Below are 19832 nucleotides of genomic sequence, written 5' to 3'. Positions count from 1 at the left end.
TTCGGGTGGCAGTGAGGAGTCGGCCGATGCGCCCGCCCGGGCACCTCTCCAGTGTCCGGACGTGACCACCGCGGGGACAAGAGCCTGTAGCGGACACGTCCGGAAGAGGACACCGCACCCGGGAGCGGATCGCCGGCGCTCCCGCTCCGGGGCGGGCGCGTGCCAGGCTTGCCGCATGGATCTCGAGGTGCGGCCGGGGCTCGTCGTCCCCGCATCGGAGCTGCAGTGGCGGTTCTCGCGCTCCTCCGGGCCCGGCGGGCAGCACGTGAACACCTCCGACAGCCGCGTGCAGCTCACCTGGAGCGTCGAGGAGTCGACGGCCCTCTCGGACGAGCAGCGCTCGCGCCTGCTCGAGCGCCTCGGGCGGCGGCTCGTCTCCGGAGCGGTCACCGTCACGGTGGCGCAGGAGCGCTCGCAGCTGCGCAACCGCGAGACGGCCCTCGAGCTGCTCCGCGGGATCATCACCGCGGCCCTCGCGCCGCCCTCCGCCCCGCGGCGCCCGACCCGGCCCACGCGCGGCTCCACCCGCCGCCGGCTCGCCGCGAAGCAGCAGCGCTCCGAGACGAAGCAGCAGCGCCGGCGGCCGCCCGGCGACTGAGCGGAGCCGGGGGTCCGTCCGGCGGGTGCGCCAGGCCGCGGTGCCCCGATCGCGCCGGACCCGGCTCAGGGAGTGAAGAACGCCTCGATCGCCGCGGTCAGGGCGACCAGGTCGTCCACGTGGGCTAGCTCGCGCGCCGAGTGCATCGAGAGCAGCGGCACTCCCACGTCGACCGTGGAGATGCCGAGCCGGGTCGCGGTCAGCGGGCCGATCGTCGATCCGCACGGCACCGAGTTGTTCGAGACGAACTCCTGGTACCCGACCCCGGCGCGCTCGCAGACGCCCGCCCACAGCGCCGCGCCGCGCGCATCCGTCGCGTAGCGCTGCGTCGCGTTGATCTTGAGCAGCGGCCCCTTCCCGGCCACCGGCTGGTTCGCGGGATCGTGCTTCTCGGAGTAGTTGGGGTGCACGGAGTGGCCCGCGTCGGCCGAGAGGCACCAGGAGGCGGCGATCGCCCGGGCGCGCTCGTCGACGCCGGCGCCGAGGGCCGTGCCGATGCGCGAGAGGACGTCCTCGAGGAACGGCCCGCTCGCTCCGGACCGGCTCGCCGAGCCGAGCTCCTCGTGGTCGAAGGCGGCGAGCACGCTGATGTGCGCGGGCGGCGCCGCGGGATCGGCGCTCGCCGCGAGGAGCGCGACGAGGCCGGCGTGCACGGAGCTGAGATCGTCCATCCGCCCGGCGGCGAGGAGCATCTCGTCGAGGCCGAAGCGGCGCGGCGCCTGCGTGTCGGCGGTGAGCAGGTCGTAGCCGGCGATGTCGGAGGCGTCGTCGAGCCCGGCGTGCGCGGCGAGCAGCTGGAGCAGGTCGACCTCGGAGGCGTCGCCGATGCCGAACACGGGGACGGTGTGCTTCTGGCGGTCGAGGGTGAGTCCCTCGTTCGCCGTGCGGTCGAGGTGGATCGCGAGCTGCGGGATCCGCAGCAGCGGGCCGGTCCGGAGCAGGCGCGTCGAGCCGTCGCGGGTGACCACGCGCCCGGCCAGCTCGAGCTCGCGGTCGAGCCAGGAGTTGAGCAGCGGGCCGCCGTAGATCTCGACGCCGGCCTGCAGCCAGCCCTTCGAACCGATCGTCGGCCGGGGCTTGAGCATGAAGCCGGGGGAGTCGGTGTGGGCGCCCAGGATGCGGAAGGGCGTGGTCGCCCCGGAGCCCTCGGGCAGGTGCCAGGCGATGATCGCGCCGTCGCGGACGACGTAGTACCGGCCGGGCCCCGCGGGCCACGCCTGCGTCTCGTCCAGCCCCGTGAATCCGGCTCCCTCGAGGCGCCGTGCCGCCTCGGCGGCCGCGTGGTACGAGGAGGGGGAGGCGGTCAGGAACTCGGCGAAGTCGGCGATGTGGTCGTCACGCGTGGTCATCCCTCCAGTGAAGCACGCGGCGCGGCCGGGACGGGGAGGGTGCCGGGGGAGCCCCTGCGGCGGCCGTCACGGCCGGGCAGGGGCACCCCGGGGCGGAGGGTCAGCGCCGGGTCAGGTCGACGTCGGCCTCCGCGGCGATCGCCTTGATCAGCGCCGAGGCGTTCTCCCCGCCGAAGCCGGCGGCCATCGCCTCGTCGATGTAGTGGCGGGCCGTCGCGACGCCGGGGACGGGTGCGCCGACGCTGTCCGCGTAGGCCTGGATCAGCCCCGCGTCCTTCTGCATCAGCGCGAGGGCGAAGGACGGCGAGTAGTCGCCGGCGACAGCCTGCTCGACCCGCTGCGGGCGTCGCACTTCCCCGTTCGAGTCCGCGACGGCCGAGGACGCGGTCATCACGGACGCGGAGTTCACGTCAGTTGCCGCGGATCTGATGAACATCCGCAGCACGATCGGGTACGTCTCGAGCAACCTCAACCAGCTCGCCCCTCGGTGGCGCCAGCGGGCGAGGGCTGATGCGCAGAAGTTGTGCGCGGGAAGAGGTGCTGAACCGCTCGTCGCCGCGTGAGGAGGGGGCGACGAGCGGTTCAGCGCTGGTCTTTCGGGTGTCGTTAGCGCACGACTCCGTCGATCTCGAAGCTGTCGAAGCTGCCGGCGAGGTACGGGTCGGGGAACTGTGACTTGCCGAGGAAGTTGCCGCTGGTGCGGCCTAGGTCCTTCGGAGCGAGCGGCATGGCGGTGTTCTGCCCGACCTGCACTCCGTTGGCAAAGATCGTTCCCGTCGTCGTGCCGTTCGTATTCGCCTTGAAGGTCACCTTGATGTCGGTCCACTGCCCAGCGGGCATCGTGAAGTTCGTCGAGATCCGTGTCTCCGCTCCATTACCGGAGGTCGTGAGGGCGAGCCCTAGCTTCCCGTCAGTCGACTTCGGCGTGAGGAACACGTACTTCTGGGTGCTGCTGCCGAAGTCGAACAGTCGGCTGAAGGTGGAGATCGAATCGACCTTCACCCTCATCGAGATGGTCAGGTCCTTCGAGCGTGACAGGATGTCCGACGGCAGCTGGGCGAAGGCCCCGTCGCTTCCGTTCAGCCGCAGCACGCTCGCCGTGCCGTCGGTGGCGGTTGCCGCCGTCCCCTTGAGCGCGAGCGCGTTGCCGTTGCCGGAGGCGTCGGGGACGGTGCCGTTCGACGATGAGTCGAAGGTGTAGGTCACCCAGTCGGCCGGGAGCGGCTGCAGGGCTTGAACGGTCACGGACACCGTGTCGGTGGTCGCAAGGACGCCGTCGCTTGCCCGGAGTGCGAACACGTAGCTGCCGGCGGTACTCACCGACGCAGACGTGCGGCGAGCAGTCGGCGACGCGAAGGTCGCGGTGGCACCGGCAGGAGCAGACTGCACGCTCCACTGCGTCGTCAGGGTTCCGTTCGGCGAGCCGAGTCCGTCGTCGGAGGCGGATCCGCTGAGCTGGATCGGATCGAGTCCGAGGGACAGCCCGGCCTGGTCGGGTCCGGCGTTGACGGTCGGCGCCGCATTCGCGCCCGGGGCGGTCGAGACCAGGTGGACGATGTACGTGCTGCCGGCGGGCGCATCGAACGGGACGCGGACCGGCGCGGGAAGCGTTCCCGCGAGAGAGGCGGGCCGGTAGACGTTGACGGTGCGCTGGCGCACGCCGTTCACGATGACCGCGTAGCTGCCCTGCGCGAGGCCGCTGACCTCCGCGATGCCGGAGTGTGCGGTGCCGGTGCGGTTGAGCATGTCCAGGCGCAGGTCGGCGCTGTTCGAGCCGACGATCGCCTGCGAGTAGGCGTCGTTCTCGAGGTCGACCGACAGCTGCTGGGTCACCAGGTTGAGGCGGCGCTGCAGGCCGTCCTTCGGGATGACGGTGGTGGAGTAGGCGTCCCGCGAGACGTCCGCTCCGTATCCGACGACTCCGAAGATCGGGTCATCGGTGACGACGTCGGCGCTGAGGGTCTGCAGGGTGCCCCACAGTCCGAGATCGCTCTCGCCGGTCATGCCCCGCCAGCCGTTGTTCAGCTTGACGTTCGCGCCTCCGCCGACCCCGAGGGTGCCGAGGTTGCCGCGCTCGGCCTGGTACGACCACGATGCGGCTCCGATGTTGGCCGGCGCGTTGCTGATCTGGCCGGAGTTGATGGTCGCGAGTCCTGCGACCTTGCCGGCGTAGTTCAGGCGCTGCAGCTCGGCGCGGCGCGCGGCGGTGATGGCCGTGGTTCCGGTCTCGAGTGCTGCGGTGTGGTTGATGTAGTCGTCCATCGTGTAGCCGGCGAGGGAGGCGCTGTACTGGAACTGCCACCAGTTCTCGCCCGTGATGGTGGTGGGGTCGGAGTACCAGTACCAGACGGGCATGCGTCCGCGGGCGGCCTCCGTCTTGGCGACGATGTCGCGCATGACGCGCAGGGCGTTCGTCTTGTCATCGTTCACATTGAGCTTGGCGAGGGTGTAGACCGCCTCCTCCCCCGTGTTGTCGTAGCTGTACTCGGAGCCGTAGGGGTAGGCGTTGGAGGAGAAGTTGGCGTACTTGATCGCCATCTTCGCTTCGATGTCGTTGGCCTGCGTGTCCAGTCCCTCGGCGCGCAATGCGGCGATGAGATCGGGTGTCGAGAGCTCACCCATGAGTCCGGTCTCCCAGTTGTAGGCGACGGGTCCCTCGTAGAGCTCCTTGAAGATCCCGTAGGCCGTCGTCAGGTACCACTGAGCGGGGTGGGCGTAGGCGATCGCGGAGGGGTTCTGCTTGGCGATGTTGTACATGCCGAAGAACGTGTTGTAGACGTGCGGGTAGGCGTAGCCGCGGTAGCCGGGCGTGGTGTTCAGGCTGCCGGGCTTCCCCTGCTCCCAGAAGTCGTAGACGGTGTACTTCGGCGCGGCGCTGGGCGACGTGTTCCCCATCAGGTTCTCCCAGACGGCCTTCTGGAGGTAGTCGTCGAGGGCCTTGATCTGGGTGGCGTCGGGCAGGGCGACGAGCTTCTCCGCGAGGAACTGGCCGTGCGGGAGTCCCCAGTCGTCGCCGAGCCCGTAGTAGCCGGCGTACTCGTTGCGGCGGCCCTGAGGGGCGTTCGTCGTGGTGGCGAGGCTGCCGTCGGGGGCGTTCATCATCCAGTCGTCGAAGGTGTAGTTGCGGATGTCGCTCGCGGAGAGTCCGTCGGACGGCTTCCACTGGGTCTTCTCGACCATGAACTTCGCATGCGTGTCGAGGAGTCCCGCGACACTGTCGATCACGGAGAACTGGAGGACGGACTGCCGCGCGGCGCCGGTCTGGTCCGTGTACGAGACGGTGACGTCGTTGGCGCCCAGCTGCGTGCGGTCGAAGGTCATCCCGTAGATCCGGTAGTCGCCGTTGCTCCGGGAGAACGTCACGACGGGGTTCGTGGGCGCTGACCCCTTGAGGTCGTTGCGGTTGCGCGCGGTGACTGACGTGATGGTGCCCTTGATCCGGAACGCCATCTCTGCGCGCCGGTCGATGGGCACGATGAGTCCGGGGACGACCGTGGTGTCGAGCAGCCCTCGATCGAACATCGTCTGCTTGAGTGCTGCGTCGTCATCGACCTTGCCGATGCGATAGGTGTAGCTCTTCGTCGCGCCCGGCGCGATGGCGACACTGGTGGAGCTGAGGTAGCCGCGGTTGGTCTTCTGGATCGCGGTGGAGTGCGGGTAGTAGATGTTGAGGCCCTTGATGTTCGAGCTCTCGTTCGCCGAGTTCCAGGCCCAGGAGGTGTTGCCGACTTCCTCGGTGCGCCAGCGGTCCTGGTACTCGAAGCCGGAGCCGGATGCGGTGTCGGCGGTCATGGCGATGAACGGGCCCTGGCCGCTGGGACGCTCGAGAGTGACGTAGGAGCCGTTCTTGCCCACGTAGGAGTGTGTGAGGACCCGGGTCTCGTAGATCGAGTCGCCCTGCCTCCATAGCTCGTTGCCGGGAACGGGGACACCCCAGTCGCCGATGACGAGCTGCGTGGCCGCGGTGTTCTTGACGTCCTGCTTCCAGACCAGGGAGCCGTCGGAGGCGAGAGAGTACGTCTCGGTGACGGTGAAGCCCTTCACGCCTTCCGCGTTGGTGGAGTTCTGGTGGGTGACCGTCACACTGCTCGACGTCGCCGAGACGGTGCGGCCGTCGGCCGACTGGGAGGTCCACGCGGTCTTCCAGGGGTTCGCGCCGACACCGGTGGTCGACACTGCTCCCGTGCCGTTCGCGTAGGAGAACATCAGGTTCCCGAACCACTGGCGGTACTTGCTGTTCGTCTCGCGGGCCTGCTCCGGAGCGCTGTCCGGGTTCATCAGGTATTCGGTGTCGTGTAGGTCGCCGACGATCTTGAGCGACTGCATCGACCCGTCCGCGGCGAAGCTCGCGCGGATCTTGTCGGAGGCGAGCGTGTAGGGGTAACTGGTGGCGGCGTCGGCGGTCTGGCCGACCACCACCGATCCTGCTGCGGCGATGACGCCGATCGTGAGTGCCGCGAGCAGCCGAGAGGCTCTGCGTGAGAGGAGGGACATGTCCTGCCTTCTTCGTCGAAGTGCGGATGCGGTGACCGGCGGCCGCCGCAGAGGAGCGAGGATCCGCCCGGCGGTGGGAGCTCGCCCGGGAATCAGGAGTGGTTCACGGGAAGCCAGATGCGCATCGACACGGGACCTCGGGATCCCCACGACCGGTACGGGGTGAGCGCCACGGTCAACGGCCGTCGGTGCGGGGTTCGAGGGATTCTGGAGAAGGGCCATTCGTGCTCGTCGCGTTCGGCGACGCTGCCGGCGAGCGTCACACGCCCCTCTCGTGCGATCGGGACCGCTCCGGCGTCCAGGGCGATGTCGTCGACGTGGGCGCCGGCGGGGAGGTCGACGGACTCGAGGCAGAGGATGTCCGGTCCGTGCTGGACGGCGACGGTGCCGCGGGTGGCATCGATCCTCTCGTCGGGCTGCACGAGGACGGGTTCGAAGGGGAGGTCGAGTTCGATCCGGTCGCCGACGCGGAAACGCCGTTCGAGGTGGAGCGTGCCGTGGAACGGTCCGGTCGGCGTCTCGGCAGCATCCCCGTCGGCGGAGACGACGACGACGTCCGCGTTCGTCGCCCAGGTCGGGATCCGCAGCGTCAGAGTCCACGGCTCGACGGGTGTGCGCGTGATGGTCACGGCGACTCGCCCCCGCTCCGGCAGGTCGCTGGAGACCTCCATCGAGACGTCTCCCTGGAGGAGAGCGGCGGAGATCGTGGCGGACGCGTACTGGTGCAGCTGCACACCCTTCGCATCGGTGGTGGCGAGGTAGCCGGACAGCGAGGCGAAGGTGCGGGCGAGGTTGTTGGGGCAGCAGGCGACGTCGAACCACGCCGCCCGCTGACTGGAGTCCGCGCGCTTGGACTGCTCCTCCGGGGAGGACGCGACGCCCGGCTCGCGCCGGTGGAGGGTGTTCGCGTAGAAGAAGGAGCGGCCGTCCTCGGACACGGCGGTGGCGATGATGTTGTGCAGAGTGCGTTCGATCAGGTCCGCGTAGCGCGGGCGGCCGGTGGCGAGCAGCAACCTCCACGAGAGCATGATCGAGCCCACGCCGGCGCAGGTCTCGCAGTACGCGCGGTCGTTGGGTAGCTCGAAGTCGGCGCCGAACGCCTCGTCCTGGTGATGCGAGCCCATTCCACCGGTGATGTAGGTCCGGCGTGCGACTGTGGCCTCCCACTGCCGCTCGACGATCGCGAGCAGCTCGGCGTCATCAGTGTCCACGGCGACGTCGACCACCGCGGACGTGAGGTAGAGGGCGCGCACCGCGTGTCCGCGGAGGACCTTGGCCTCGCGGATCGGGACGTCGTCCTGGAAGTAGGCGCGACCGAACTCGACGTCTTCCAGGCTCTGGTGACCGCGGCGGTCCAAGAACACGCGGGCTTGCTCGAGGTAGCGCTCCTCCCCCGTGGCGCGGGCGAACTCCGTGAGCGCGACCTCGATCTCCGGATGTCCGCAGACCGTCTGGCGGCCGTCCGCCCCGAACTCCGAGCAGATGTGGTCGGCGAGACGGCGCGCGGCCTGCGTGAACCCGTCCTCACCGTGGGTGCGCAGTCGCGCGACCGCGGCCTGGAGGAGGTGTCCGGCGTTGTACAGCTCATGGCCCCACTCGAGGTCGCTGTAACGCTCAGCCTGACCGTGCCGGCCGAAGCGGGTGCCGAGATAGCCGTCGCTCTCCTGCGCACTGACGATGCGGGCGGTGAGAGCGCGGATGATCGATTCGGTCTCCGGGTCCTCACGTCCGGCGGTGTGCCAGCAGAGCCCTTCGAGGGTCTTGTAGACCTCGGAGTCGGCGAACTCGCGTCCGCGACGGCCTTCGGCGAGTCCGCCCCCGACGGCGAGCTCGAAATTGCGCAGCCATCCGGCGCGCTCCAGCCAGCCGAGGTTGTGCTCGAAGGTGGCGGTCGCGTTGACGGCGACCCGACGTCCCCAGAACCCCTCCGGGTCCAGCTGGACCCGGTCGATGGCGAGGGGTGTCAGGGTCCCGGCGGCCGGGTCAACGGGCAGGGCTGGGGAGAAGGTCATGACGGGATCTTTCAAGAGTGGCGCGGGACGAGAGGAAGGACGACTGCTACTTGACGCTGCCGACGGCGAGGCCCTCACGCAGCAGCCGGAACGACAGCACGTAGACGGCCAGCAGCGGCAGCGAGGAGATGACCGCGAGAGCCATCAGCCCGGGCCAGTCGATCCCGTACCCCGACGTCTGCTGCGCGATGAGAGCGCTGATCGGGTAGTTGACCGGAGAGAGGAAGAGGTTGATCGCGAAGAGGAACTCGCCCCAGGCGACGAGGAAGATCAGCGAGCCGACCGTCGCCATGCCGTTTCGAACGATCGGGACGACGACGGCGAAGAAGGTGCGCAGCCGACCGGCCCCGTCGATGGAGGCGGCCTCTTCGATGGCGTCGGGCACCGCGGCGAAGAACGGTCGCAGCAGCAGCACGGCCCACGGCAGCAACATCGCCGTATCGGCGAGGACGAGACCGGCGGTGGTGTCCAGAAGACCGAGCCTGCTGAAGATCGCGAACAGAGGGATGATGCTCGCCGTCTGCGGCACCATCTGCAGGAAGATCAGCAGCCCGAGGACGAGACCGGCGACGACGCCGTCGACGCGGCGCAGCGCGTAGGCGAACGGGACGCCGAGCGCGAGCACCAGTGCAGTGGTCCCGAGGGCGATCTGCGCCGACTGGGCGAGCGCCGTCGCGAGGGCGGGGTTCGCGAGCGCCTCCGCATAGGCGTCGAAGGAGGGCGCCGAGAGGATCGCTCCGCCGACCACGTCGCCCTGGCGCTTGAGGGAGGTGAGCACGATCCAGACAAGGGGCAGCCCGTACAGGACGTAGAGCACCACGCGTACGGTGAAGGCGACCGGCTCCCGGGTGCGGGACGGTCGCGCGACGCGGGTCGCAGCGCCGCCTCGCAGGCGGGTCAGGGGGGCGGTGAGGGTGCTCATCAGGACTCGCTCCTGGTCGATCGGACGTAGACGACGGCGAGGACCGCCACGATGGCGAGGGCGATGATGCCCGTCGCGGAACCCAGTCCGTAGTCGTGCTGGACGAAGGCCTGGGAGTAGCTGAGGTAGGGCAGCGTGGACGTCGCGTCTCCGGGGCCGCCGGCGGTCATCACGTAGATGAAGTCGAAGCTGCGGAAGGCGTAGACGACGGTCAGGATCGCCAGGATGACGGCGGTCGGCCGCGCCGCGGGGATGAGGATGCTCCGGATCTCCTGCCAGCGGCTCGCGCCGTCGACCGAGGCCGCCTCGAGGATCTCGGGGTCGATGCCCAGCAGAGCCGACCGGAAGACCAGCGCATTGAAGGGGATGACGGCCCAGGCGTTCACGATCGCGACCGAGAGCAGCGCGAACCTCGCGTCGTAGAGGAAGGGGACGCCCTCCGCCGAGAGGCCGGTCGCCCGCACGAGCGTGTTGACCAGACCCTGATCGGCGAGGAGGAACTTCCAGATGCTGCCGTTCACCACGGGCGGCATGGCCCAGATGAACACCATCATCCCCAGGAGGAAGGCACTGCCCAGCCGGGAGGAACGGAGGGCGATCGCCGCTCCGAGTCCTCCGACGACCCCGACGACCGTGACCAGGACCACGAAGGCCCCGGTGCGCAGCGTGGCGCCGCCGAGGTCGGAGCCCTGGAGCAGCGCGAGGAAGTTCTGCACTCCGACGAACGGCCAGTCCCCGTTGAGGGTTCCGGAGCTGACCTCGCTGACGCTCATCCTCATCAGCAGGTAGATGGGGTAGAGCGACAGCGCCGCGAGCAGCACTCCTCCCGGTGCGGCGAAGCCCAGTCGGCCGCCGCCGACGCCGGATCGTCTCCGGGTCGTGGTCGAGGTGCTGCTCACGGTCGCTCCATTCTCTCGTCGGGGTCTGCTACTGCTGGAGCAGCGGCGTCAGGGTCGTCATCAGGTCGCTCGAGAGCTGCTCGGGGGTCCCGCTGCCGGCGACCGCCGCGCTCCAGGACTCACCGACGGTCTGCAGCACCTTCGCGACGTTCTCGGACGGGATCGCCGGGTCAGGCGAGGTGTGGCCGTCGTCCTGGAGGATCGCCGCGAACTGGGAAAGGATCGGGTCGCTGCCGACCTTGTCGTCGGCAGCTGCATCGGCACGGGCGGGGATCGAGCCGAAGGCGTCGAGCAGCGTCAGCTGCCCCTGCTTCGAGAAGAACTCCTGCTCGAGGTACTCCTGCGCGAGCGCCTTGTTCTCGGAGAAGGCGCCCACGTTCTGCACCTCACCGCCGAGGTAGACCGAGCCGCCCTCACCGACGGGGATCGGCACGACCCCGTACTCGAACGCGGCGTCCTTCTCGGCCGAGGTGATCTGCCAGTTGCCGTTGACGGCGAAGGCCGTGTTCCCCGCGGCGAACTGCTGGAAAGGGACCGTCTGGTCCCACGTCGCCGCCTCCTTGGTCAGGTAGCCCTTCGCGGTCCAGTCCTGCACCATCGCGAACGCGTCCTGCAGAGGCTGCTGCTCGGGTGCGGCGTAGTCCCACCCGGCACGCGAGAGCCACGGGAACGCCTGCCACTCGCCCTCGGAGTTCGCCTTGCCGGTCAGCGTGATGCCGTCCTTGCCGGCGGCCGTGGCCGAGGCGAGATCCGCCTCGAGCTCCTCGAACGTGGTGGGAGCCTCGACACCCAGCTCGGTGAGGATGTCCTGGTTGTACCAGAGGCCGATCAGGTTCACGAAGCCCTGCACGCCCATGACGTCGTCGCCGACCTTCTGCACGACGGCGTCGGGGAACTGCCCGGCGTCGGCGTACTGGTCCCACCACTCGTTCATCGGCTCGATGGCCTTCGCCTCGGTGAGGGTGAAGGTGTCGGCGGCGTTGTAGACGACCACATCGGGGCCGGTGCCCGTTCCCGCGGCCTGCACGAGCTTGTTCGTCAGCTGGTCGAACGGAACGTAGACGTTCTCGACCGCGACCCCCTCGTGCGTCGATTCGAAGTCCGACGCGAGCTCCTCGAGTCCGGCGGTCTGGCCGTCGACGGAGTAGTAGTGCCAGACGGTCAAGGTGTCGCCGCCGTTCCCGGCCGAGGCGCCTCCCGCGGACGACGGCGTGCAGCCGCTGAGAAGAAGGGCCGCAGTCGCGGCTGTGACCGCTGCGACGATGCTGATCCGGGTGCTGTGACGCCTCACGACGTGCCTCGCTTTCACTGTCTTCATTGACTCGGCCACCTGGTGCAGGCATTTCATCGATGAAATCGAGGACCGCTGTCGGCGATAGTAGAGCCGCCGGGCCGACCCCGTCAACATTCGACACCATCCCTTTCGGATCGCGGTGTGCTGGTCGAGGCGTGCATACTGTGCGCACCAGTTCATCGATGAAACGGAATGGCCATGACCTCGCACCCCGTCCACCGAGCGCACGGCATCGTGCACCCCGCCTTCACGGTCGGGACGATCGATCCGCGGCTCTTCGGATCGTTCGTGGAGCACCTGGGCCGAGGCGTGTACGGCGGCCTGCTCGATCCTTCGCACGAGAGTGCCGACGCCGACGGATTCCGCACCGACGTCCTCGCGCTCGTCGAGGAGCTCGGGGTCACGACCGTCCGCTACCCGGGCGGTAACTTCGTCTCGGCGTACGACTGGCGCGACGGCATCGGTCCGGTCGAGGACCGTCCCGTCCGGCTCGATCCTGCCTGGCACACCGTCGAGCCGAACCGCTTCGGGGTCGACGAGTTCGTCCGCTGGTGCCGGGCGGCACGCGTCGAGCCGATGATGGCGCTGAACCTCGGGACCGACGGAATCCGCTCGGCCCTGCACCTGCTGGAGTACGCGAACCACCCCGGCGGCACCACTCTCTCGGACGAGCGGCGCGCGAACGGCGCCGACGAGGCGCACGGCATCCGTCTCTGGTGCATCGGCAACGAGATGGACGGGCCGTGGCAGATCGGCCACCTGAGCGCCGACGAGTACGGGCGTCTCGCCGCCCGCACCGCCGCCGCCATGCGCGCACTCGACCCCTGCCTCGAACTGATCGTCTGCGGCAGCTCGAACGACCGGATGGCCACCTTCGGAGCCTGGGAGCAGGAGGTACTGCTGCACACGATCGAGCACGTCGACTTCGTGTCCTGCCACCAGTACTTCCGCTACGACGGCGACCTGGCCGCGTTCCTCGCCTCCGGCGTCGCGATGGACCGCTTCATCACCGCCATCGCCGACACGATCGGACAGGTGCGCGCACAGACGCGATCAGAGCGTCCGATCGCCATCTCCTTCGACGAGTGGAACGTGTGGGACTTCGTCGCCCACGACGAGCGCGTCGCCGGAGGGCTCGAATGGGAGGAGGCGCCCCGACTCCTCGAGGACCGCTACACGGCAGCGGACGCCGTCGTCGTGGGCGACATGCTCATCAGCATGATCAACAGAGCCGACATCGTCCGTGCAGCGAGCATGGCTCAGCTGGTGAACGTCATCGGTCCGATCATGACCGAACCGGACGGCCCCGCCTGGCGGCAGAGCACCTTCTGGCCGTTCGCCCAGGCACGGCGTTCCGCCGGCGCGACCGCGCTCCGGACCGTCGTCGAGGCGGACAGCACGGGAGGGGGCGAGGACTCCGCTCCCGTCCTCGCCTTCGCCGCAGCGGCACACGCCGACGGCTCCCTCGACCTGATGATCGTCAACCGCGCGACCGACGGCGTCACGGAGACCACGGTCGACCTCACCGCGTTCCCCGCCCTCACCGTGACGGAGGCGCTGATCCTCCGACACGAGGACCCGTTCGCGACGAACTCGGCGGAGCTCCCCGACACCGTCACTCCGCGACTCCTCGCCGTTGCGCTGTCCGACGGCGTCCTCTCGTTCCGGATCCCCGCCATCGCCTGGGTGACCGTGCGCCTCTCGCCGACCGTCGACCTGGGATGATCGGGGAACGCTCATGGGAGGGATGATGCCGATGCCGCGATCGCGAACCCGCCCGGTGACCATGGCCGATGTCGGCGCTGCTGCAGGCGTCACCGCTCGCACGGTCTCCAACGTGCTCAGCGGCAACGCCAACGTCAGACCCGAGACCCGCGATCTCGTCCTCAAGGCAGTCCGCGATCTCGGATACCAACTCAACGTCTCCGCGCGCGGACTGCGCACCGGCCAGACCGGGCTCATCACCCTCGCGATCCCGGATCTCGCGATCGAGTACTTCGGCCAGCTCGCGACGGTCATCATGTCGGAGGCCGAGCGGCACGGCTGGACCGTGATCATCCAGCAGACCGGAGCGCGCCGAGACGCCGAGATCGCCGTCCTCTCCGGCTCCAGCCGCCAGCTGTCGGACGGACTGATCTTCCAGCCTCACGCACTCGGCCCCGGAGACGAGAAAGTACTCGTCGGGGACCGCCCACTCGTTCTCCTGGGCGACAGGATCTTCGACGGCCCGGTCGATCACGTGACCATGGCGAACACAGCCGCCGCGGCCACCGCCACGCAGTACCTGATCGACCGCCAACACCGGCGCATCGCCGCGATCGGCAGCAACCCCGCCGGCGGATCCGTCAGCGCCGCAGCACTCCGCTTGGACGGATACCGCGGTGCCCTCGAGGCGAACGCGATCCCGTTCGACCCCGCCCTCGTCGCGGTCGCCACCGAGTGGCACCACGCCGACGGCGCCGTCGCGATGACGCAGCTGCTCGACTCCCGCGTCCCTCTGGACGCCGTCTTCTGCTTCAACGACACCCTGGCCTTCGGGGCACTGCACGCGCTGCACGTTCGCGGCATCCGCGTACCGGAGGACATCGCGGTCGTCGGCTTCGACAACGTCACCGCCGCCGCCTACGCGATACCCGCCCTCACCACGATCGATCCCGGCAGCCGCCAGATCGCCAAGACGGCCGTCGACCTCCTCGCTCAGCGCATCCGGAACGGCCCTCCGGCGCACCCGAGCGAGATCGTCGTCGAGCACTCGCTCATCTCCCGCCGCAGCGCGTAGCACAAGCACATTCGTCAGCGACGAGCCGGTCCGCGCCCGAGAACACGTCTGGCTTTGATCGCTGCGACCTTCTCCTTCGTGCCCTCGTACCAGGGCACGGTGCGCAGCAGCGCGGCCCTCGATCCGGTGGAGAGCATTACGGCGCGGCCGCGGGGCATCGCTCCGAGCTCGTCCACGGTCAGGATCCGTTCGCGCTTCAAGGCGGTCGAGGTTGAGCGGACGCCCTTGTTATAGCTGGCGGAGGTCGTTTCGCGGTCGTAGTCCCCGACGAGCTCGGAGACGTTCTGCAGGAAGTCGTTCTCCTTGACGCTGCCGAGGTAGAGGAACGCGTTCGATGCGCTCCACAGCTTCAACATGCCCTCCTTGCCCCGTGCCGCTCATCCAGGCGTCGATCCTCCCGCCCGACGGCAGGCGCGCCTAGCCGCGAGGCCCGCGTCTCTGCGGGACGGAGGCGCCGTCGTTCCCGCGGCGGGACGGCGCTCGTCTCTCCTGTGGTGGAAGCGCGCCCGTCACTCCTGCGCGCCCGTCACTCCTGCGTGCTCGTCACTCCTGCGCGGCCGCCGCGAGGGCACGGTCGAGCCAGTCCGCGAGCAGCAGGCGCTCCGCGGGCGTGAGGCCGGCGAGCTCCGGTGCGAGGGCCCGGACGCCGACGAGGGCGGTGAGCCGCCCGCCGTCGCCGGGGGAGGGCGGGTCGGTGAGGATCCCCGCGAGCACGCTGTCGAGCGCGGCGTCGGCGAGACCGGGGTCGCGGTCGGCGGCGGGGGTGGAGAGCAGGGTGGTGACCACGCCGGTGCCCGCCGCCTGGATGAGGCCGACGGCGCGCTCCTCCGGCACGCGGAGGCGGCCCTCGGCGGCCACGCGCTGCACGCGGGCGGCGAGGACCCGCCGCCCGGAGAGGGCGGCCGGCGATCCGGAGGCGCGGCCCGGATCGCTGAGGAGGCGGAAGAGCGCGGGGTTGGCCAGGCCGAACTCCACCTGCGCGGCCCAGCCCGAGCGCAGGTCCTCGACCGGGTCGACACCGCCGGCGACGGCCGCTTCGACCGTCCGCGCCTTGGAGTCGACCCAGGTGGCCAGCACGTGCTCCGCGACCGCCTCGAGCAGGCCGTCCTTGTCGCCGAAGAGGCGGTAGATCGCCGGGGCCTGCAGCCCGGCCGCCTGGGCGACCGCTCGCGTGGTGACGGCGGCGGGGCCCTCGTCGCGGAGGAGGCCGGCGGCCGCCTCGACGATGCGCAGGCGCGTGTCGGTCGGAGGAGTGGGGCTGGTCACGTATCGACGGTAGCGCACGGTTGCTATCAAGGGAATTCCGTGGTTATCTTCCTCGTGGTATCGCTGATACCCCTCATCGGAAGGCTCTCCCCATGATCATCGTGACCGGTGCCACCGGCGCTCTGAACGGCGCCACCGTCGACCACCTCCTCGACTCCGTCCCCGCCTCCGGGATCGCCGTCGTCGCCCGCGACGCCTCGAAGGCCGCCCGCTTCGCGGAGCGCGGAGTGGAGGTGCGCGTCGGCGACTACGCCGACCCCGCCTCCCTCCCGGGCGCCTTCGACGGAGCGGATCAACTGCTCCTCGTCTCCTCGAGCGATCCGCGGGCCGACGCCGTCGCCCTGCACCGCACCGCCGTCGAGGCGGCCGTCGCGGCAGGAGTCGGACGGGTCCTCTACACGAGCCACCAGGGCGCCGCCGCCGACACCCCCTTCGGCCCGGGCCGGGACCACGCGGCGACCGAGCGCCTGCTCGCCGAGTCCGGACTCGCCTGGACGTCGCTCCGCAACGGCTTCTACGCGCACAGCCTGGGTCTGTTCCTCGGACCGTGGCGGGAGACCGGCGTGATCGAGGTCCCCTCGGACGGTCGCGTCTCGTGGACGGCCCGCGAGGACGAGTCGGAGGCGGCCGCCCGGCTTCTCCTCTCGGGGAGCCCGCAGGACGGGCCGATCATGCTGACCGCGACGGAGGCTCCGACGTTCGAGGAGATCGCCGGGATCGCGGCCGAGGTCGGCGGGCGGCCCGTCGAGCTGCGCGTCCTCGGCGACGACGAGTGGGTCGCCGCGCGCGTCGCGGCGGGTCAGTCCGAGTTCCTCGTGCGCTTCACCCTCGGGATGCACCGGGCGGCCGAGCGCGGCTTCTTCGCGGGCACCGGCCCCGAGCTCGGGCGCCTCCTCGGACGCGAGCCGCGCAGCGTCCGCGACCTGCTCGAAGCCGGGCAGGCAGCCGTCGCCGGATGACGCCGGGCGGGCCGCCCCGGGCCCGCCCGCGTGACGAGGCGCCGCGCCGTCCGTCGAAGCGCGGCCGAGGCGGCGGCGTCTCGGCGTCAGGGCGGTTTCCCGGCTCCCCCCGCACGACGACGGGAGCCCGCCGCACCGGTGAGGTGCGACGGGCTCCCGAGGAGTGCCGTGCGTCAGCCGCAGCTGCGCGCGCTGTAGGGCGCGGTGGCCGTGGCCGTGACGGTCTTGCCGCCGACCGTGGCCGTGCCGGTGACCGTCGCCTCGCCCGCGGCGAGCTGCGTCGAGCGCACCGTGAACGCGGCGGAGCCGGAGGCGCCCGGCTTCACGCCGGCGATCGTCTTCACGCCCTCCGGGGTGCTGATCGAGACGTCCATCGGCACCGTGTCTCCGTTCTTGCCGACGACCGTCAGCACGACCTTGCCGGCGACGCAGCGCGACGTGGCGGTCGCGCTCACCTTCAGCGAGGACTGCACGGTGACCGTGACCTGCACAGGCATGCGCGACGCGTCCTGCGCGACGCCCGAGACCGTGAAGGTCCCGGCCGTGGCGTAGGCGGCGGGCGCGACGGCGTCCCAGGCCACGTCGACCGTGCTGGTGGTGCCGGCGGCGGTCGTGATCGTGGCGCGGGGCAGGACCGGCGCGGTGCCGACCGTGGTCGTCGCGGTCAGCGGAGCGACCGAGGCGACGGCCAGGCCGGGGGCGTAGCCCTCGAGCACCTTCTGGTACTCGGAGCGCGTCACCGGGATGACCGTGCCGTGGCGCGGCTTGCCGCCGTCGGCGTTCTGCGGCAGGCCCGTGCGGAGCTTCGCTCCGAGCGGCTGCCAGGAGTCGCCGTTCGCGAGGTCGTCGGTGCCGAACGGGATGTAGTGGTTCGGCCCGTCGTGGTAGTTCGGCTGGTCGATGAAGAGGAACCAGTCGAGGCCGTTCACGTCGCCCTCGTTGGCGGGGAAGACGTTGGGGCCCTCACCGCTGGTGAAGGTCTTGCCGGGCTCGCCGTTGGGCAGGCCCGAGGCCACCTTCTCCTTGACCAGCGACCACTCGTCCGCCGGTCCGCCGGTGCCGGGCAGCGAGCCCGAGACGGTGGCCAGCAGGTCGGTGCTCTTCTCCTCGCGGAGGGTCATCGACGCCTCGTCCTTGGTGAAGCGGTAGTAGGTGTCGCCGTCCTTCGCGACCGTCGAGTCGATGGTGCCCTTGCCGGCGCCGCGCTTGACGTCGATCCACGGCTTCGCCTCCGAGAAGGAGGTGAAGTCCTCGGTCGTCGCGTACATCATCTGGTTGTAGGTGACGGAGGCGCGATCGGCCGTGTTCGTGGTCGGGTACATGTTCGAGGCCCAGAAGACGACGTAGGTCTGGAGCTCGTCATCCCAGTACGCCTCGGGGGCCCAGGTGTTGCCGGCGAAGTCGGTGGAGACCTTGACGTGGCGCTGGGCGGACCAGTTCACCAGGTCGGTCGACTCCCAGACCTCGATGTACTTCGAGCCCGACTTCTGCGCGGTGTCGAAGCCGCCGGGGAGCCCGTCGATCTTCAGGTCGGTGGCGAGCATGAAGAACTTGTCGCCCTCGTGCGAGCGGATGATGAACGGGTCGCGCAGGCCCATCGTCCCCAGGTTCGAGGTGAAGACCGGCTTGCCGCCGTTCAGCGTGTTCCAGCTCAGCGCGTCGTTGCCCTTCGAGGCGGCGAGGCTGATGCGCTCGGCGCCGTCGCCCTCTCCGGTGAAGAACGCCCAGACGTACGCCTCGGTGTCGTCGGTGCCGGCGGGGAGCGGCTGCACCCGGAGGGTGAAGTCGCGGGTCCGGGTGGTGGATCCGCTGGTCGCGGTCGCGCGGACGACCACGTCGATCGCGGGGCTCCCGGTCGCGGGGCGGTCGACGTCGATGGTGCGGGTGCCGGCGGCGCTGCCGTCGCGGACGGTCGCCCCGCTCGGGCTGACGACGCTCCAGGCGATGCTCGAGCCGAGCGTGCCGGTGGTGGGCACCGAGACGTTCGTCCGGATGTCGCCGACGTTCGGGATGGCGATCGCGGCGAGGTCGCGCTGGACATTCGTCGCGTCGTCCAGCTGCGCGGCGACGCGCACCGTGTAGTCGACCGAGCGGGTCTCGGTGCCGACCCTGTAGGTGGCGGTGAGGGTGGCGGTGGCGTCCGGCTGTCCCGCGGCGGGGCGCGTGACGGTCGCGGTGCCGCCGGTGATGGCCACGGCCGCGCTGTTCGACGTCCAGGTGATGCCGACGCCGCTGGCGGTGGTGGGCACCGTGAAGCCGGCGGTCGCCTCCGTGGGCACCGTGACCGACGCGACGGCGCGGTCGAGGGCCTGCGAGGAGTAGAGCGCCTGCACGGAGCTGCTGCTGAGGGCGCTGTCGTAGACGGCGAAGTCGTCCATCTCGCCGTTCCAGCCCGGGTCGTTGTAGGTCGAGCGCGCGATGTACGCGACGAGCGACGGGCCGAACGAGGAGACGTCGCGGGCGATCGTGCTCTGCGAGATCTGCGCGCCGTTGACGTACACGGTGAGCTTGCCGGTCGAGCCGTCGATGACGGTCGTGTAGAGCGAGAGGCCCGAGGGGGTGCGCGCGCCGACGGTCGGGGTGCCCGTCGCTCCGGCGCCGACCTCGGTGTTGTAGGGAGCGCCCGCGTTGACCGAGTTGGTGACGACCGACTTGGTGTAGCCGGAGAGGTTGCTCGGGTTGAGCAGCCAGTAGCCGGAGGAGAACGAGGCGCCGGAGGCGACGGGCGCTCCGACGAACGCGGCGGCGACGTTGCCCGTGCCGCCCTTGTGGGCGAGCCAGGTGGAGAAGGTCAGGTCCTTCTTGCCGACGAGGCCGGCGGTGGGGATCTCGAGGTAGGGGGCGGCCGCGGCGGATCCGCCGGGGAGGCTGATGAGCCCGTTGCGGAACTGGGCTCCGGAGCCGCGCAGCGTCGCGCTGTAGCCGTTGCCGCTGGTGTCGGCGACCGTGGTGCCGGTGGGGGCGGTGTCGAACGTGTAGTGGAGGAGCGGGGTCTCGGTGGCTCCGAAGGCGGAGCTGGGGACCGTGGCGCCGAGCAGCGCCGTGGCGGCGACGGTCGCGACCGCCAGAGCGGTCCTCACCGCCGATCGTGATCGTCTCATGCAGATAGGCCCTCGTGATCGGATGCGGCGTCGAGGCACGATCCGCAGGGCCGCGGAGGTGTGCGTCTTCGCACGGTATGTGAACGTGAACATCCTAAATCGCGGTGCCGGATCCTGACCAGTCCCCGGGAGAGGTCTGCGGGCTCCTGCAGAACGCAC

14 protein-coding genes are annotated in these 19832 nt (G+C 70.2%); 4 read left to right on the top strand and 10 right to left on the bottom strand.

Annotated elements, in window-relative coordinates; translation table 11 throughout:
* The first annotated feature begins 175 nt into the window (after nucleotides 1-175).
* Entirely contained in the window at nucleotides 176-598 is a 423-nt protein-coding gene (gene arfB, locus C5C54_RS06585) for an alternative ribosome rescue aminoacyl-tRNA hydrolase ArfB (protein ID WP_104224044.1), read from the top strand.
* A 65-nt stretch (nucleotides 599-663) separates the two neighbouring features.
* Here arfB and C5C54_RS06580 read toward each other — a convergent pair whose 3' ends face one another.
* From C5C54_RS06580 to C5C54_RS06550, 7 genes are all read right to left on the bottom strand, one after another.
* A complete protein-coding gene (locus C5C54_RS06580; protein WP_104260523.1) occupies nucleotides 664-1947 on the bottom strand; it encodes a M18 family aminopeptidase in 1284 nt (427 codons plus the stop codon).
* Nucleotides 1948-2047: 100 nt separating this feature from the next.
* Nucleotides 2048-2383, bottom strand: a complete 336-nt coding sequence (locus C5C54_RS06575) for an NAD-binding protein (RefSeq protein ID WP_146078797.1) — start codon at nucleotides 2381-2383, stop codon at nucleotides 2048-2050.
* Between the two features lie 170 nt (nucleotides 2384-2553).
* Nucleotides 2554-6441 carry a DUF5695 domain-containing protein gene (locus tag C5C54_RS06570; RefSeq protein WP_104257467.1) on the bottom strand — a complete coding sequence of 1296 codons (3888 nt, stop codon included), beginning with the start codon at nucleotides 6439-6441 and terminating at the stop codon, nucleotides 2554-2556.
* Nucleotides 6442-6533: 92 nt separating this feature from the next.
* Nucleotides 6534-8453: a glycoside hydrolase family 127 protein gene (locus C5C54_RS06565; RefSeq protein ID WP_104225865.1), complete on the bottom strand. Its 1920-nt coding sequence runs from the start codon at nucleotides 8451-8453 to the stop codon at nucleotides 6534-6536.
* A 46-nt stretch (nucleotides 8454-8499) separates the two neighbouring features.
* Nucleotides 8500-9375 carry a carbohydrate ABC transporter permease gene (locus tag C5C54_RS06560; protein ID WP_104224039.1) on the bottom strand — a complete coding sequence of 292 codons (876 nt, stop codon included), beginning with the start codon at nucleotides 9373-9375 and terminating at the stop codon, nucleotides 8500-8502.
* A complete protein-coding gene (locus C5C54_RS06555; RefSeq protein WP_104247247.1) occupies nucleotides 9375-10274 on the bottom strand; it encodes a carbohydrate ABC transporter permease in 900 nt (299 codons plus the stop codon). The genes C5C54_RS06560 and C5C54_RS06555 overlap by 1 nt, the downstream gene beginning before the upstream one ends.
* Nucleotides 10275-10302: 28 nt before the next feature.
* Nucleotides 10303-11565: an extracellular solute-binding protein gene (locus C5C54_RS06550; RefSeq protein WP_181027149.1), complete on the bottom strand. Its 1263-nt coding sequence runs from the start codon at nucleotides 11563-11565 to the stop codon at nucleotides 10303-10305.
* Nucleotides 11566-11766: 201 nt separating this feature from the next.
* Between C5C54_RS06550 and C5C54_RS06545 the strand changes: the two genes are divergently transcribed.
* Together C5C54_RS06545 and C5C54_RS06540 are read left to right on the top strand one after the other, a co-directional pair.
* On the top strand, nucleotides 11767-13293 hold the full coding sequence (locus C5C54_RS06545; RefSeq protein ID WP_104247258.1) for an alpha-N-arabinofuranosidase: 1527 nt from the start codon (nucleotides 11767-11769) through the stop codon (nucleotides 13291-13293).
* 31 nt (nucleotides 13294-13324) lie between these two features.
* Complete coding sequence (locus C5C54_RS06540) at nucleotides 13325-14347, top strand: LacI family DNA-binding transcriptional regulator (protein ID WP_104224058.1); 1023 nt, start codon at nucleotides 13325-13327, stop codon at nucleotides 14345-14347.
* 14 nt (nucleotides 14348-14361) lie between these two features.
* Here C5C54_RS06540 and C5C54_RS06535 read toward each other — a convergent pair whose 3' ends face one another.
* Nucleotides 14362-14703, bottom strand: a complete 342-nt coding sequence (locus tag C5C54_RS06535) for a TraM recognition domain-containing protein (RefSeq protein WP_104287999.1) — start codon at nucleotides 14701-14703, stop codon at nucleotides 14362-14364.
* Between the two features lie 187 nt (nucleotides 14704-14890).
* Nucleotides 14891-15613: a TetR/AcrR family transcriptional regulator gene (locus C5C54_RS06530; protein ID WP_104260519.1), complete on the bottom strand. Its 723-nt coding sequence runs from the start codon at nucleotides 15611-15613 to the stop codon at nucleotides 14891-14893.
* Between the two features lie 92 nt (nucleotides 15614-15705).
* On the opposite strand from C5C54_RS06530, the gene C5C54_RS06525 reads away from it, so the two are divergent.
* A complete protein-coding gene (locus C5C54_RS06525) occupies nucleotides 15706-16572 on the top strand; it encodes an NAD(P)H-binding protein (RefSeq protein ID WP_104287998.1) in 867 nt (288 codons plus the stop codon).
* Between the two features lie 173 nt (nucleotides 16573-16745).
* Here C5C54_RS06525 and C5C54_RS06520 read toward each other — a convergent pair whose 3' ends face one another.
* Nucleotides 16746-19652: an immunoglobulin-like domain-containing protein gene (locus tag C5C54_RS06520; protein WP_181127858.1), complete on the bottom strand. Its 2907-nt coding sequence runs from the start codon at nucleotides 19650-19652 to the stop codon at nucleotides 16746-16748.
* Nucleotides 19653-19832: the final 180 nt, after the last annotated feature.

The sequence above is a fragment of the Rathayibacter sp. AY1F2 genome (assembly GCF_002930885.1).
In the GTDB taxonomy this organism is placed as follows: Bacteria; Actinomycetota; Actinomycetes; order Actinomycetales; family Microbacteriaceae; genus Rathayibacter.
This window is presented reverse-complemented; position numbering and strand designations above follow the sequence as displayed.

Coding starts and splice junctions, on each gene's coding strand:
- arfB (WP_104224044.1), top strand. CDS start 176: ATGGATCTCGAGGTGCGGCCGGGGCTCGTCGTCCCCGCATCGGAGCTG.
- C5C54_RS06580 (WP_104260523.1), bottom strand. CDS start 1,947: ATGACCACGCGTGACGACCACATCGCCGACTTCGCCGAGTTCCTGACC.
- C5C54_RS06575 (WP_146078797.1), bottom strand. CDS start 2,383: ATGTTCATCAGATCCGCGGCAACTGACGTGAACTCCGCGTCCGTGATG.
- C5C54_RS06570 (WP_104257467.1), bottom strand. CDS start 6,441: ATGTCCCTCCTCTCACGCAGAGCCTCTCGGCTGCTCGCGGCACTCACG.
- C5C54_RS06565 (WP_104225865.1), bottom strand. CDS start 8,453: ATGACCTTCTCCCCAGCCCTGCCCGTTGACCCGGCCGCCGGGACCCTG.
- C5C54_RS06560 (WP_104224039.1), bottom strand. CDS start 9,375: ATGAGCACCCTCACCGCCCCCCTGACCCGCCTGCGAGGCGGCGCTGCG.
- C5C54_RS06545 (WP_104247258.1), top strand. CDS start 11,767: ATGACCTCGCACCCCGTCCACCGAGCGCACGGCATCGTGCACCCCGCC.
- C5C54_RS06540 (WP_104224058.1), top strand. CDS start 13,325: ATGCCGCGATCGCGAACCCGCCCGGTGACCATGGCCGATGTCGGCGCT.
- C5C54_RS06535 (WP_104287999.1), bottom strand. CDS start 14,703: ATGTTGAAGCTGTGGAGCGCATCGAACGCGTTCCTCTACCTCGGCAGC.
- C5C54_RS06525 (WP_104287998.1), top strand. CDS start 15,706: ATGATCATCGTGACCGGTGCCACCGGCGCTCTGAACGGCGCCACCGTC.